Below are 14,066 nucleotides of genomic sequence, written 5' to 3' on the forward strand. Positions count from 1 at the left end.
AGCTAGGCCGAACGCAGGAGCCGGGCGGCGAAAAATCCGTCGATGCCGGCAAGGCGCGGATCTTCGTTCGGCCAGTAATGCGGCAAGGTGCGCAAATCGCCGTCTCGGTTGATGAACGCCTCCGGGACGCCCTCGCCAGGATCAATCGGCATTCGACGAAAATCGGGATTGCGGCGCAAAAACGCGGCGATCTGCTGTTCGCCTTCCTCAGGCTCCAGCGAGCAGGAGCAATAGACGATGCGCCCGCCCGCCCGCGTCAGGAGCGCCGCGCGATTGAGCAGCTTAGTCTGCAAGCTCGCGAGCGTTTCGATGTCGCCGGGCTTCTTGGTCCAGGACACGTCGGGATGACGCCGGATCGTTCCCGTCGCCGAACAGGGCGCATCGATCAAAATTGCGTCGAAAGGCTGCGCCTGATAGGCGGCGGCGTCGCCGACCGCAACTTCCGCATGTAACTGTAGCCGCGCGAGATTGGCGGCAAGCAGCTTCAGGCGCTCCGCCGAACGGTCCAGAGCGACCACCTGTGCGCGGGCAAGCGCCATCTGCGCCGTCTTGCCGCCAGGCGCGGCGCACATGTCGAGCACGCGCTCATCCGGCCTCGGCGCGAGCAGGCGCGCCGGCAGAGCGGCGGCGGCGTCCTGCACCCACCATTCGCCGTCCTCATAGCCCGGAAGCTCGCTGATCGGCGCGTGGCTGCGCAGCCGCACTGAGCCCGTCGGCAGCACGACCCCGTCGAGCCGCTCGGCCCAACCTTGGGGATCGTCTTTGACTGACACGTCGAGGGGCGGCTCGAGCATATGCATGGCTGCGATGGCGCGCCCGGTTTCTTCGCCATAATGCTTGCGCCAGCGCTGCGCCAGCCACGGCGGCGCATCGTGCTCGCCGCTTGCGGCGACGTCCAGGAATTCCTCTCGTCGTCGCGCGAGATTGCGCAACACGCCGTTGACCAGCCCGCTAAAGCCGGCGGTTTTCGGTTCAAGGCGCGCCGCGCGCACCGCAAGATCGACGGCGGCGTGATCGGCCGCGTCGAGAAACAGGATTTGCGCGGCCGCGGCGATCAGCGAGAACTCAAGCCGCGCGGCCTGACGCGGCAACCCCTTTTCGAGGAGTTCGGCGAGAACGTAGCGGATGAGGCCAAGCCGGCGCACCGCGACCGTGACGATCGAGCGCGTGAGCGACACGTCGCGGGCGTCGAGCCCGGAGAGGCGCGAAGGAACCGCGTTCGGGGCGAAACACTCATCGAGACGATGGCCGCCCTGCACGATGTCGCCGATGATGTTGGCGGCGGCGAGTCGCGCCGGCAACCCGGGAATCTTCGCGGCTTCGGCCTCCCGCACCGCTTCGGCGGGCACGAAACCTTGCCGGGGCCCTTGACGCGCCGATTTGGTCCGGGCGGAAATTGATCTACTGTCGCTGTTCGCCAAACGGCTTCTCCCTCCGCGACCGAACCGAATCATAGCACAATAGCGCGGCGGCGGGCGATGAATGCACACAGGATCGGACCGTGTCCAAGGCAGAAGACACAGCGAATTCGACAGAGCGGCGCACGCAGCCGACGCCCGCCGCGCAGCGCGCATTGGCCGAAGCGCAGGCGCGTCGCCGCGAGGCCCCGCAAGCTCCCGCCCCGCCGCAAGAACTTGGCGGCCGCGACGGACCCGACCCGGCGCGCTACGGCGATTGGGAAGTCAAAGGAATTGCTAGCGATTTTTGATCCGACGCGCGCGAGCGCGTTTCTGGAGAGCGTCCCGATATGAAAAAACGAACAGCGTTAGGCGGTCTGTTGCTGTGTCTGACGTTCTCCGCCGCCCGACTCGAACCAGCGCAAGCGCAGAGCCTCGATCTTGCGTCGAGCAGGGTCGTCGACCTCAGCCACGCCTTCAACGCCGAAACCATCTACTGGCCGACTTCGCCGTCGGGTTTCGAACTCAGAGTGCTGCACAAGGGGCCGACCAAGGCTGGGTTCTTCTATTTCGCCAACGAATTTTGTTCGCCCGAGCATGGGGGCACGCATCTCGACGCGCCGATGCATTTCGCCGAGGGCCGCTGGACAAACGCCGAGATTCCGGTCGAGCGCTTCGTCGGTCCGGCGATCGTCATCGACGTCGCTGCCAAGGCCGCGGCGAACCCCGACTATCTGCTGACGATCGAAGACATCGCCGCCTGGGAGGCGGCGCATGGCCGCATTCCCGACAAGGCGATCGTGCTGCTGCGCACCGGATGGAGCGCACGCTGGCCCGACAAGAAGGCCTATCTCGGCGACGACACGCCGGGCGACGCCACGCATCTCCATTTTCCGTCTTTTGGCCCGGAGGCGGCGGAGTGGCTCGCGAAAGAGCGCCGCCCCAACCTCATCGGCGTCGACACGGCCAGCGTCGACAACGGACCGTCGCAAGATTTTTTGGTGCACCGGATCATCGGCGCCGCCAATATCGGTGGTCTCGAAAATCTAACTAATCTCGACCAGCTGCCGCCGACAGGCGCGATCCTCGTCGCCTTGCCGATGAAGATCGAAAAAGGCTCGGGCGGTCCCGCCCGCATCATCGCGCTCGCCCCGCGATAAACCCGGTTACCCGACGCCCTTGGCGCGCAGGAAGGCCAGCGCCCTTTCCCAGGCGTCGCTGGCGGCGTCCGGCCGATAGCTATCACGATAATCGGCGAAGAACGCATGCGGCGCATCGGCATAGACGATGATCTCGGCAGGCGCCTGCGCCGTCTTCAGACGCGCGCGCATGGTCTCGATGAGTTCGGCCGGAATGCTGGGATCGGCGCCGCCGTACAGCCCCAGCGTCGGCGTTTTCAGCTCCCCCGCGATGTCGATTGGCCAGCGTGGCTGCGCCGGCGTATGCGGCCCATCAAGCCGCCCGTACCACGGAATGCAGGCGAGGAGTTGCGGATGATGCGCCGCATAGAGCCAGGCGATGCGCCCGCCCCAGCAAAATCCGGTGATCGCCGCGCATTTGGCGTCGCCGCCTCTCGTCGCGGCGTACGCGAGCGCCTGATCGAATATCGCCATCGTCTCGGCGTCGGGGACTTTGGCGACGATGGCGCGAATGGCCTCTATGTCTGGCGCTTCTTGCGGATCCCCGTAGCGAATGAGGAAGTCGGGCGCGATGGCGACAAAGCCAAGCTTCGCGAAACGCCTTACGACGTCGCGGATATGTTCGTGAAGGCCAAAGATTTCCTGAGCCACGAGAATGATCGGGAAATTGGCCCCCGCCAGTGGCCGGGCGAGATAGGCCGGCGCGCCGCCCGGCAGAGTCGTCATGCCGGCCTCGAGTCCTTCGACGTCCGTAGCGATGGCGCTTGGCGCGGGCGCGCCCGCCGCTTGGGCGAACCGGGCTGGGTGGTCTGAAGGCGAGGTCACGAGGCCTCCTACAAAGCTGACGTCGAGGATTAGCTATGAAACGGACGGGCCGTGTCCAGCCGGCCGACCACGACGACGTTCCGATCGCCGCGAACCCCTTCAGGGCGCGTAAAGTCTGGCGCGCCAATATTGCGCCGCAACCTCGACTTCTCTTTGCGCGCAAAACCTCGTATATCGCCGCACCGTATCGGCGGACCCACGCCGAAGGAGAGGAAGCCTTAGCGCCCTCGTTCTCGCCTGGGGAACCGCCTCTTCCGAGAGCGTCGATAAGCGACGCAGCGGGTTGTATCAAAGGAAACGTCCCATGACGCAGCGATCCGACGCCGGTCCCGCCTCGGGCGGCGATGGAACGCAAACGCATGCGCACCAGGGAGAGGAACGCGAGAAGGGCGGCGTCGTCGGACTCATCATCGGTTCGATGGGCGTTGTCTATGGCGACATTGGCACGAGCCCGCTCTACGCCCTGCGCGAGTCGCTCGCCCACAGCGTGAAGGCCGATGTCCTTACCGAAGAAGCGGTAATCGGCCCAATCTCGCTATTGATCTTCGCCCTGATATTCACCGTGACGATCAAATACGTGGTTTTCCTCATGCGGGCCGACAATCGCGGAGAGGGCGGCATCCTTTCGTTGATGGCGCTGGCGCAATCCGCACTTGGCGGGGGGTCGGCGCCGGTCTTTCTGCTCGGCGTCGCGGGTGCTGCGTTATTTTCCGGCGACGCCATCATCACGCCTGCGATTTCGGTCATGTCGGCAATCGAGGGCCTGGAGCTCGTCACTCACCGCTTCAGCGAATTCGTTCTACCGATCACCATTTTCATCCTGGTCACGCTGTTCTGGGTGCAGAGCCATGGAACGGCGCGAGTCGCGGCATTTTTCGGCCCGATCATGATTGCGTTTTTCCTCTGCATCGCAGTGCTGGGCGCCGCCCATATTCCCGATGCGCCGCAAGTGTTGACCGCCTTCGACCCCCGCGCTGGCGTAAGCTTTCTACTCCAACATGGATGGTTGGGATTTGCGGTGCTGGGATCGGTCTTCCTGGGCGTGACCGGCGCCGAAGCGCTTTACGCCGATATGGGCCATTTCGGCCGCTTTCCTATTCGGTTTGCTTGGCTCGCCTTCGTGCTTCCGGCGCTCTTGCTGAATTATCTGGGCCAGGGAGCTTTGATTCTTTCCCGTCCGGAGGCGATCGACAATCCCTTCTTTCTTTTGGCTCCAGAGTGGGCCCTATTGCCGCTCGTCATTTTGTCGACGCTTGCCACAGTGATTGCGAGTCAGGCGGTGATTACAGGCGCTTTTTCGATCGTGAGACAAGCGATTCAACTGGGGCTGGTCCCTCGTTTGGAGGTCACGCACACCTCCGCCTCGCAGGAAGGCCAAATCTATATCGGCCGCATCAACCGGTTGTTGCTCGCTGGCGTGCTGCTGCTCGTCATCGCCTTCAAAAGCTCGTCGGCTCTGGCGTCTGCATACGGCATTGCCGTGACGGGCACCATGGTGGTCACGACCGGGCTCGCCTTCGTCGTGGTATGGAAAAAATGGGGCTGGCCGCTCTGGGCGGCGCTGCTGCTCATTTCGGCGTTCCTCGTCGTAGACTTAGCGTTTCTGACGGCGAACCTCATGAAGGTCAAAGACGGCGGCTGGGTGCCTCTCGCGCTCGGCGGTTGCGCCATGATCGTCATGTGGACATGGGTGCGCGGCACGCGGCTGCTCGCCGAAAAAACCCATCGCGACTCAATACCGCTCACTGAGTTGATTGCGATGTTGGAGAAGTCAAAACCGACGCGCGTGCCCGGCACGGCAATCTTCCTAACGAGCGATCCAGCCGTTGCGCCCGCCGCGTTATTGCACAATATCAAGCACAACAAGGTTCTGCATGAGCGCGTGCTGGTGATCTGTGTCAGAACCGAGGATCGGCCCCGCGTTGCGCCAGAAAAGCGCTTCGAAATCGAGCGGCTTTCAGGCGATTTCTACCGCGCGACGCTGCACTATGGCTTCATGGAAAGTCCACGCGTTCCGGCCGCGCTCGCCGCCATGCGCAAGGCCGGGTTCAAATACGACATCATGACCACGAGCTTCTTCCTGGGCCGGCGCTCGATCAAGGAAAGCCCCTCTTCCGAAATGCCGGTCTGGCAGGACAAGCTCTATGTCGCGCTCACCCGCCAAGCCGCCAACGCCACGGACTTCTTCTCAATCCCGTCCGACCGCGTCGTCGAACTGGGCGCGCAAGTGACGATTTAGCGCGCGCGAAAACAGTGGACGGGACGGGACCCAGGCACTAAGCAACGGCGGCCCGCGTGGCTCGCCTGAGAGCCGAAAAGGATTGGCGGAGCCCGGCCGAGAGGGCTTTTTGAAGATTTCGCCGGCTTATGAAGGACGTCTGTCGCTTATGCCCACCCGCATCGATGATCGCTTCGCCGCTCTCAAAAAGGAAGGGCGCGCCGCCCTCGTGACCTTTGTGATGGCCGGCGACCCGGATCTCGCGACGTCGCTCGACATATTGCGCGGCCTGCCTGGCGCTGGCGCGGACGTCATCGAGGTCGGCATGCCCTTCACCGATCCGATGGCGGATGGGCCGGCGATCCAGGCGGCGGGCCTGCGCGCGCTCAAGGCGGGGACCACGCTCAAGAAGACCTTAAAGCTCGTCGCCGACTTTCGCGCCGGAGACGACGCCACCCCCATCGTGCTGATGGGCTACTACAATCCGATTTATGTTTACGGCGTCGACGCCTTCCTGCGCGACGCCCGGAACGCCGGCGTCGATGGCCTGATCGTCGTGGACCTGCCGCCGGAGGAAGATTCGGAACTCTGCACCCCCGCGCGCGAGGCCGGGCTGAACTTCATCCGCCTCGCAACGCCGACGACCGACGACAAGCGGCTTCCCAAGGTGCTCGAAAATACAAGCGGCTTCGTCTATTATGTGTCGCTTACCGGCATCACCGGCGCGGCGCTTGCCGACTACGCTGGCGTCAGTCAGGCTGTTGCGCGCATCAAGCGGCACACGGCGCTGCCGATCGCCGTCGGATTCGGCGTCAAAAATGCGGAGAACGCCGCCGAACTCGCCCGTAACGCCGATGGCGTCGTTGTCGGCACGGCGCTGGTCCAAGCGCTTAAGGCTTCGCTCGACGCGGAGGGCCGCGCCGGACCTTCGAGCGTTGACGCTGTGACGGGGCTCGTCGCGTCCATCGCCGAAGGCGTGCGCGACGCCCGCCCTAAAGGCGGCGTGATGAGTTGGCTGACGAGGCTCGTGTCATGAATTGGTATTCGAACGTCGTCCCGCCGAAGATCAAGGCGCTGATCAAGCGCGAAGCGCCGGAAAATCTCTGGGTGAAATGCCCCGAGAGCGGTCAGCTCGTCTTCCACAAGGACATTGAGGCCAATCTCTATGTCGTGCCCGGCTCGGGCTACCACATGCGCTGTCCCGTCGAGACGCGGCTCGCCAGCCTTTTCGACGACGCCGAATGCGAGTTGATTCCGACGCCCGAAGCGCCTTTGGATCCCCTCAAGTTTCGCGACATCAAGCGTTACGTCGACAAGCTGAAAGAATATCGGGTCAAAACCGGCATGGCGGACGCCGTGACGGTCGCCTTCGGCAATCTCGAAGGCTCGCCGGTCACCGTCGCCGTTCAGGATTTCGAATTCCTAGGCGGCTCGCTCGGCATGGCCGCCGGCGAGGCGATCATCGCCGGCTGCGAATACGCCCTCGCCAAGCGCACGCCTTTTGTGATCTTCACGGCGTCGGGCGGCGCGCGTATGCAGGAGGGCATGTTCTCGCTCATGCAGATGCCGCGCACGACCATCGCCGTTCAGCGCCTGCGCGAGGCGCGCCTGCCCTATATCGTCGTGCTGACCAATCCGACGACGGGCGGCGTCACGGCGTCCTACGCCATGCTCGGCGACGTGCAGATCGCCGAGCCCGGCGCGATCATCGGCTTCGCCGGCGCCCGCGTCATCGAGCAGACGATCCGCGAGAAGCTTCCCGAAGGCTTCCAGCGCGCCGAATATCTGCGCGATCACGGCATGGTCGATATGGTGGTGCCGCGTCAGGAGCTGCGCGAGACGCTGGCGCGCCTGTGCGGTCTCCTGACCAAGTCGCCGCCGCGACGCGCCGCCGCCTGACATCGCGAGGCGCAGCCGCAATGGATCAGCACGACGCGATCCTGTCGCGACTCCTCACGCTCCATCCCAAGAGGATCGATCTGTCGCTCGGCCGCACAGAGCGGCTGCTCGCCGCGCTCGGCCGACCGGAGCTCAGACTGCCGCCCATCATTCACGTCGCCGGCACCAACGGCAAAGGCTCGACGATCGCTTTTCTGCGCGCCATGCTCGAAGCCGCCGGCAAGCGCGTGCATGTCTACACGTCCCCTCACCTGCTGCGCTTCAACGAGCGGATTCGTCTTGGCGCCGACGGCGGCGGAACGCTTGTCGACGACGAGCGTCTGAAGGCGGCGCTCGAACGCTGCGAACAGGCGAACGCGGGGCAGCCGATCACCTTCTTCGAGATCACGACGGCGGCGGCCTTTTTGCTCTTCGCCGAAGCGCCGGCCGACTGGCTGCTGCTCGAGACGGGCCTCGGCGGACGCTACGATGCGACCAATGTCATCTCGCAGCCCAAATGCGCCGTCATCACTTCGATCTCCCTCGACCATCTGGAGTTCCTTGGCGATACCGTCGAAAAGATCGCCCATGAGAAGGCCGGGATCTTGAAGAAGGGCGCGCCGGCCGTGATCGGCTTCCAGTCGGAGCCCGTGGCGCGAACGCTGGAGCGAGAAGCGCGACGCGTCGGCGCGTCGCCGATCGTCGCCGGGCGGGACTTTCACATCTCTAACGAGAATGGTCGCCTCGTTTATGAGGACGAGCGCGGTTTGCTCGATCTGCCGCTGCCGCGTCTCGCCGGACGCCACCAGCATGAAAACGCCGCCGGCGCGATCGCCGCCCTGCGCGCCGTCGCCCCCGAGATTCCGGCTGCGGCGATCGAAGCGGGGCTGACGCGCGCCGAATGGCCGGCGCGGCTGCAGCGGCTCATCCGCGGGCGCATCGTCGATCTCGCGCCGCCCGGCGCCGAGGTGTGGCTCGACGGCGGCCATAATGAGGATGGCGGCCGCGTTCTGGCCGAGGCGATGGCGGAGTTCCACGACAAGGCGCCGCGCCCGCTGGCGCTGATCTGCGGCGCGCAGACGACCAAGGACATTCGCGCGCTGCTCAAGCATTTTGTGGGGCTGGCGCGCGAGGTCGTCGCAGTGCCGGTAGAGGGCGAGCATAAGAGCTGGCCGCCTGAAGATGTCGCGAGCCTCGCCAGAGCTGAGGGGATGCCCGGCGCCGCAGCGGCCGGCGTCGAGGAAGCGCTCGCGCTCCTTTCGACGCGCAGCTTCGACGCGCCGCCGCGCGTGCTGATCGCAGGTTCGCTCTATCTTGCCGCCTCGGTGCTGGCGGCCAACGGCTCGCTGGTGGAATGAGCCGCGCCGCCCGTTTCGCCCGCACCGCGACATCGCCGAGACAGCCGGTTCTCACGCTTTTGTAAGCTCCTCCACAAGCTTGCGGGCCGCCGGACCGGAGGAAGCCGGGTTCTGGCCCGTGATCAACTGGCCGTCCCGGACGACATGTGGGGACCAGTCCGCCGCCTTCGAGAAGCGCGCGCCCTTCGCCTGAAGCTCGTCCTCGACAAGAAACGGAACGACGTGGGTGAGGCCAACCGCCTCCTCCTCGCCATTGGTGAACCCTGTCACCGTCTTGCCCGCGACCAGCGGCCGGCCATCCGGACCTTTGACATGGCGCAGCACGCCCGGCGCGTGGCACACGAGCGCGATGGGTTTGCCGGCGCGGATGAAGGATTCGATCAGCCTGATCGAATCCGGGTCCTCGGCGAGGTCCCACATCGGCCCATGGCCGCCGGGATAGAAGACCGAGTCGAAAGCGTCCTGGCGGACGCTGTCGAGCCGCGCCGTGTCGGCGAGGCGCGCCTTGGCCGCCTCGTCCGCTTGGAACCGGCGGGTGAGATCAGTCTGAAATTCGGGTTCATTGCTCTTTGGGTCCAATGGCGGCTGACCGCCCTTGGGCGAGGCAAGCGTGATCTCGGCTCCGGCGTCGAGAAAGACGTAATAGGGCGCGGCGAGCTCTTCCAGCCAGAAGCCTGTCATTCGGCCTGTGTCGCCGAGCCTGTCATGCGAGGTGAGGACGATGAGAATTTTCACGGATTTCTCCTGTTTCGGGAGTATGTTCGCATGCTTGGGCTTGCGAAAAAATGACGCAATGGTCCGGCGGCGCCCAGCGCGAGCAGGAGGGTAGGCGCCGAGGCCACTTGGATTCGGGAAAAATTTGCTCCACAAGCGCGCAGATGCGCGTTGCGCAACGACTGGAGCCAAGAACTCATGACCCTGATGTTGGCGAGCGTTCTCTCCCGCGACGAGGCGGAGATCGCGCTCGCGCGCGGCGCCGACATCATCGACTGCAAGGCGCCCTCGCGTGGCGCGCTGGGCGCGCTCCCCCTGGACACCGTCGCTGAGATCGTCGCCTTCGTCGATGGCCGCCGCCCTGTCAGCGCCGTCGTCGAGCTGCCGCACGACGTCGCGCATGCGCTGCGCGACTTTGAAGAGGTCGTCGCGGCTGGCGTCAATTATGTGAAGTTTGCCCTGCCGGCGACGCCCGACGCCGTCGAGATCATCGAGGCGCTGGCGCCGCTGACGGCGAAAACAAAGCTCGTCGCCGTCCTCTTCGCCGATCTCGGCCCCGAGTTCGACACCCTTGAGCCGCTGGCCGGCGCCGGCTTTCATGGCGCGATGCTGGATACGGCGCATAAGGGCAAGGGCCGACTGCTCGATTACATGAGCGTCAGCGCGCTGTCCGAATTTGTGGCGCGCTGCCGCGCGCTCGGGCTCGCCTCCGGGCTCGCCGGCGCATTGGAGTCTCCGGACGTGCCGCGCCTGCTTGTCACCGGCGCCGACGTGCTTGGCTTTCGCGGCGCGCTCTGCGCGCATGGCGAGCGCCGCGCCGCCATCGACGGCGGCGCCACGACGCTGATCCGCGATCTGATCCCATCGACCCGAGGCGCGCACGCCGATTTTTTCGCCCATTTGTCGTTCCTCGGCCGCGGCTATATCGAGCCCGCGGGCGCGAACGACACCGATTGCGTGTTTCTCAAGGATTATGTCGCGCCCGTCGAGATCGGCGCCTACGCCCACGAACACGGCCATACGCAGCGTGTGCGTTTCAACGTCGAAGCGGAAGTGACCCGCATCAACGGCTCCGACGACATGCGCTCGATCTTCTCCTATGACGTGATCATGGACGCGATCAAAATGATTCTCGCCGGCGGCCATATCGAGCTGGTCGAAACGATCGCCGAGCGCCTCGCCGAAAGCGTTCTGCTGCATGAACGCGTGCGCACTGTGACCGTGCAGGTTGAAAAGCTCGATGTCGCGCCGGGCGCCGTCGGCGTGAAAATCCGCCGCGCGCGCGCCCATGAGGACGCGCGTCGCCTGCAGCCGGCGCCGATGCGCATCGATGCCGTCAAGTAACGCGCCCCTCGTCGTCAAACTCGGCGGAAGCCTGCACGCTTCCCCTGAGCTCGCCGATTGGCTTGCGGCGCTGAAGCGCTATCCGCGGCCGCTGACGATCGTTCCCGGCGGCGGACCTTTCGCAGACGCGGTGCGCGCCGCGCAGCCGACGATGCGCTACGACGATGAGACCGCACACGCCATGGCGGTTCTGGCGATGGAGCAATATGCGCTGGCGCTCGCGAATCGTGACGATTCGCTGGAGCTCGCGGCCTCTCGTGGCGCAATCGCAGCGGCGCACGCTCGAGGACAAATCGCCCTTTGGCGGCCGAGCGCAATGGTCGCCGCCGCAGATGACATTGCGCCCTCCTGGGACGTCACCTCCGACAGTCTCGCCGCCTGGCTTGCCAAAAAAATGGGCGCTTGCGCGCTGATGCTGATCAAGAGCGTCGATGTCGGCGATGGCGCCTCTCTCACCGAGATTGTGCGCAAGGGCGTTGTCGATTCGGCGCTTCCGGATTATCTCGATGGGACGCCGCTCTTCCTCGCCGGCCCTTCGTCTCTCCCGCACGCCGCCGCGCTTCTTGCCGATGGCGTCCCGCCGGGCGCACCCATCGATAATTTTCCAACGCGGAAGTTCGCCTGATGACCAAAAAGAAAGTAGTCACGCCGCGCTGGGGTTGGGCGCTCACCGGATCTGGGCATTTCTTCACCGAATGTCTCGAGATGATCCGCTCGCTCGATCACGTCGATCTCTTCGTCAGCAAGGCGGCGGCTGAAGTCGTGCGCATGTATAAGCACGATCTTGATCTGCCGGAGACGGTCCGCATCTTTAAGGACACCACCGCGAGCGCCGCGCCGGTCGGGAATTTCTACTACAATTTTTATCACACGCTGGTTCTCGCGCCCGCGACGTCGAACACTGTCGCGAAATGCGTCGCCGGCATTTCCGACAATCTTGCAACGAATGTCTTCGCGCAGGCCGGCAAATGCCGCGTGCCGACGATCGTCTTCGCCTGCGACACCGCGCCCGAACTCGAGACGCGCGCGCCCAAAGGCATGGTGATGGTTTATCCGCGCCGCATCGATTTGCAGAACACCGACGCGCTCAAATCCTTCGAAGCGACGCAGGTCGTCGAAAGCCTCGCGGCGCTGCAGGAGGCGGTGGATCGCCGCCGCCGCGAAGTCGAGCCGCAACCCTAACGAAAGCTCCGCATGAGCGAGCGCCTGCTGTTCCTCACCGGCCATCTTGCACTGCCGCGGTTGGAGCGCATGATCGCAAGCTTCGGCGAAGCGGCGCAGGAGTGGCGTATCCACGACATTGGGGTGAAGGTCGCGGCGCTGATGACACAGGAGATCATTCACCGGCGCCTGCCGCGACCCGTGCAAGCGGACCGCGTCATCTTGCCGGGGCGCTGTCGCGCCGATCTCGCCGTGCTGACCGAAGATTTCGGCGTCGCCTTTGAACGCGGGCCGGAAGAGATCGCCGATCTTCCCGCCTATCTCGGGCGCGGCGGCGCGGCGCCGGATCTCTCGCGCTACGACATGCAGATCTTCGCCGAGATCGTGGACGCGTCAAAGATGAGCGTCGCGGATATTTCGGTCAAGGCGCGCGAACTCGCCGCCGGCGGCGCCGACGTCATCGACCTCGGCTGTCTGCCGGATACGCCTTTCGATCATCTCGAGGAGACGATCGCGGCGCTCAAGGTCCACGGCCTGAAGGTGAGCGTCGACTCGGCCAATGTCGCCGAGCTTGAACGCGCGGCGAAAGCCGGCGTCGATCACCTCTTGAGTTTGGACGAAGAAACGCTGTCGATCCTTCCCGACAATTCGCCCGTTATTCCGATTCTGACGCCGCGGCCGCACGGCGACCTCGACTCGCTGCAGCGCGCCGCGCGCGGCGCGCGCGCGCGCGGAATCAGCGCCATTCTCGATCCGATCCTCGATCCGATTCACTTCGGCCTTGCCGCCTCGATCGCCCGCTACGTCGAACTGCGCGCGCGCGAGCCTGAGGCCGAGATCATGATGGGAACGGGCAATCTCACGGAGCTGACCGACGCAGACTCCGCCGGCGTGACCGCGGCGATGCTTGGCATATGTTCGGAGCTCGACATCAGGCATCTGCTGACGGTGCAGGTCTCCCCACATACGCGGCGGACGCTGCAGGAGCACGACGCCGCGAGGCGGTTGATGTTTGCGGCGCGCGCCGACCGCGCTCTGCCAAAAGGCTATAGCGACGCCCTGCTGCAGATCCACGACCGCAAACCTTATGCTGCAGCGCCGGAAGAGATTGCCGCGCTTGCGCGCGAACTGCGCGATGCTAATTTCCGCATAGATGTGACGCAGGACGGCGTGCATATCTACGCCAAAGGGTTCCACCACGTCGCAGCTGACGCGATGGCGCTTTTCCCGCATCTTGCCGTCGAACATGACGGCGCCCACGCTTTTTACCTTGGCGCGGAATTGATGAAAGCCGAGATCGCCTACAAGCTCGGCAAGCGCTATCGTCAAGACGAGCCGCTCGACTTCGGCGTCGCGACGGAGATTAACGAAGAGGACGCGACGCGCTTCAAGGAAATGGGTCACACCATGCGCAAAGCGGGCGAAGGACCTGCAAAAGATGCCTCTGATACATGAATGCGTCGTCACGACGCTGTCGCCGGAAGGTCGACCGCATATTGCGCCGCTCGGATTGATCGAGGAACACGGCTTCTGGATCGCCGCGCCGTTTCGTCCATCGTCGACTTTGTTCAATCTCACGCATAATCCCAAGGCGACGGCGAGCTTCACCGACGACGCCCGCATTTTTGCCGGACTCGTCGTCGGCCAACGCAACTGGCCGCTCACCGACATTGAAGGCTGGCCGGCGCCGCGCCTTTCCGCCGCGCTGGCGCATGCCGAACTCATCGTCGCGCGCGTCGAGGAGCATGAATCGCGGCCGCGCTTCTTCTGCAGAGTGAGGCGGATTGAATCGCATCGCGCCTTTCTCGGCATGAACCGGGCGCGCGCCGCCGTGCTGGAAGCGGCGATTCTCGCGACGCGGCTCGACATGCTGCCACGCGAAAAGATTGAGAGCGAACTCGCCTATCTGCAGATCGCCATCGACAAAACCGCCGGCGAGGCCGAGCGCGAAGCCTGGGACATGGTTATGGAAAAAATTGACGCGTATAAAGAGCGAGCGGAAAAGCGCGCGTCGCGTTAGCGAGCCTTGGTT

Annotated in this window: 14 protein-coding genes; 11 read left to right on the forward strand and 3 right to left on the reverse strand. The window is 64.7% G+C overall.

From position 1 onward, the window contains the following. Positions 1 to 2: 2 nt before the first annotated feature. Positions 3 to 1,421, reverse strand: a complete 1,419-nt coding sequence (locus ACPS74_RS06555; protein ID WP_029651827.1) for an RsmB/NOP family class I SAM-dependent RNA methyltransferase — start codon at positions 1,419 to 1,421, stop codon at positions 3 to 5. An 80-nt stretch (positions 1,422 to 1,501) separates the two neighbouring features. On the opposite strand from ACPS74_RS06555, the gene ACPS74_RS06560 reads away from it, so the two are divergent. Next, positions 1,502 to 1,708 (forward strand): DUF1674 domain-containing protein, encoded by a 207-nt coding sequence (locus ACPS74_RS06560; RefSeq protein WP_029651828.1) that lies wholly within the window; start codon positions 1,502 to 1,504, stop codon positions 1,706 to 1,708. A 39-nt stretch (positions 1,709 to 1,747) separates the two neighbouring features. Next, a complete protein-coding gene (locus ACPS74_RS06565) occupies positions 1,748 to 2,557 on the forward strand; it encodes a cyclase family protein (protein WP_029651829.1) in 810 nt (269 codons plus the stop codon). A gap of 6 nt (positions 2,558 to 2,563) precedes the next feature. Here the strand turns inward: ACPS74_RS06565 and ACPS74_RS06570 are convergent, their stop codons facing one another. Further along, positions 2,564 to 3,361 (reverse strand): dienelactone hydrolase family protein, encoded by a 798-nt coding sequence (locus ACPS74_RS06570; protein WP_029651830.1) that lies wholly within the window; start codon positions 3,359 to 3,361, stop codon positions 2,564 to 2,566. Positions 3,362 to 3,665: 304 nt separating this feature from the next. Between ACPS74_RS06570 and ACPS74_RS06575 the strand changes: the two genes are divergently transcribed. The 4 genes from ACPS74_RS06575 (at position 3,666) to ACPS74_RS06590 (ending at position 8,815) form a co-directional block, all read left to right on the forward strand. Next, the gene (locus tag ACPS74_RS06575) at positions 3,666 to 5,600 is read left to right on the forward strand and encodes a potassium transporter Kup (protein ID WP_029651831.1); all 1,935 of its coding nucleotides are present in this window, start codon (positions 3,666 to 3,668) and stop codon (positions 5,598 to 5,600) included. A gap of 148 nt (positions 5,601 to 5,748) precedes the next feature. Further along, positions 5,749 to 6,615 carry a tryptophan synthase subunit alpha gene (gene trpA, locus ACPS74_RS06580; RefSeq protein ID WP_036242277.1) on the forward strand — a complete coding sequence of 289 codons (867 nt, stop codon included), beginning with the start codon at positions 5,749 to 5,751 and terminating at the stop codon, positions 6,613 to 6,615. Beyond that, the gene (accD, locus tag ACPS74_RS06585; protein WP_018409680.1) at positions 6,612 to 7,478 is read left to right on the forward strand and encodes an acetyl-CoA carboxylase, carboxyltransferase subunit beta; all 867 of its coding nucleotides are present in this window, start codon (positions 6,612 to 6,614) and stop codon (positions 7,476 to 7,478) included. Before trpA ends, accD begins: the two co-directional genes overlap by 4 nt. 20 nt (positions 7,479 to 7,498) lie before the next feature. Then, positions 7,499 to 8,815: a bifunctional folylpolyglutamate synthase/dihydrofolate synthase gene (locus ACPS74_RS06590; RefSeq protein ID WP_029651833.1), complete on the forward strand. Its 1,317-nt coding sequence runs from the start codon at positions 7,499 to 7,501 to the stop codon at positions 8,813 to 8,815. 51 nt (positions 8,816 to 8,866) lie between these two features. On the opposite strand, the gene ACPS74_RS06595 is transcribed toward ACPS74_RS06590, so the two are convergent. Then, the gene (locus tag ACPS74_RS06595; protein ID WP_029651834.1) at positions 8,867 to 9,550 is read right to left on the reverse strand and encodes a type 1 glutamine amidotransferase domain-containing protein; all 684 of its coding nucleotides are present in this window, start codon (positions 9,548 to 9,550) and stop codon (positions 8,867 to 8,869) included. Between the two features lie 177 nt (positions 9,551 to 9,727). Here ACPS74_RS06595 and ACPS74_RS06600 point away from each other — a divergent pair, with 177 nt between their 5' ends. The 5 genes from ACPS74_RS06600 to ACPS74_RS06620 are packed head-to-tail and all read left to right on the forward strand — an operon-like array spanning position 9,728 to position 14,054. Then, entirely contained in the window at positions 9,728 to 10,873 is a 1,146-nt protein-coding gene (locus tag ACPS74_RS06600) for a (5-formylfuran-3-yl)methyl phosphate synthase (RefSeq protein WP_029651835.1), read from the forward strand. Then, the gene (locus ACPS74_RS06605) at positions 10,860 to 11,498 is read left to right on the forward strand and encodes a uridylate kinase (RefSeq protein WP_029651836.1); all 639 of its coding nucleotides are present in this window, start codon (positions 10,860 to 10,862) and stop codon (positions 11,496 to 11,498) included. Before ACPS74_RS06600 ends, ACPS74_RS06605 begins: the two co-directional genes overlap by 14 nt. Continuing rightward, a complete protein-coding gene (locus ACPS74_RS06610; RefSeq protein WP_029651837.1) occupies positions 11,498 to 12,055 on the forward strand; it encodes a flavoprotein in 558 nt (185 codons plus the stop codon). The genes ACPS74_RS06605 and ACPS74_RS06610 overlap by 1 nt, the downstream gene beginning before the upstream one ends. A gap of 12 nt (positions 12,056 to 12,067) precedes the next feature. Next, positions 12,068 to 13,489, forward strand: coding sequence for a DUF6513 domain-containing protein (locus ACPS74_RS06615; RefSeq protein WP_029651838.1), 1,422 nt, complete (start codon positions 12,068 to 12,070; stop codon positions 13,487 to 13,489). Continuing rightward, entirely contained in the window at positions 13,473 to 14,054 is a 582-nt protein-coding gene (locus ACPS74_RS06620) for a DUF447 domain-containing protein (RefSeq protein ID WP_029651839.1), read from the forward strand. The genes ACPS74_RS06615 and ACPS74_RS06620 overlap by 17 nt, the downstream gene beginning before the upstream one ends. The last annotated feature ends 12 nt before the right edge of the window (positions 14,055 to 14,066 follow it).

This window comes from Methylocystis sp. SB2, assembly GCF_049817085.1.
GTDB classification, from domain to species: Bacteria; Pseudomonadota; Alphaproteobacteria; order Rhizobiales; family Beijerinckiaceae; genus Methylocystis; species Methylocystis rosea.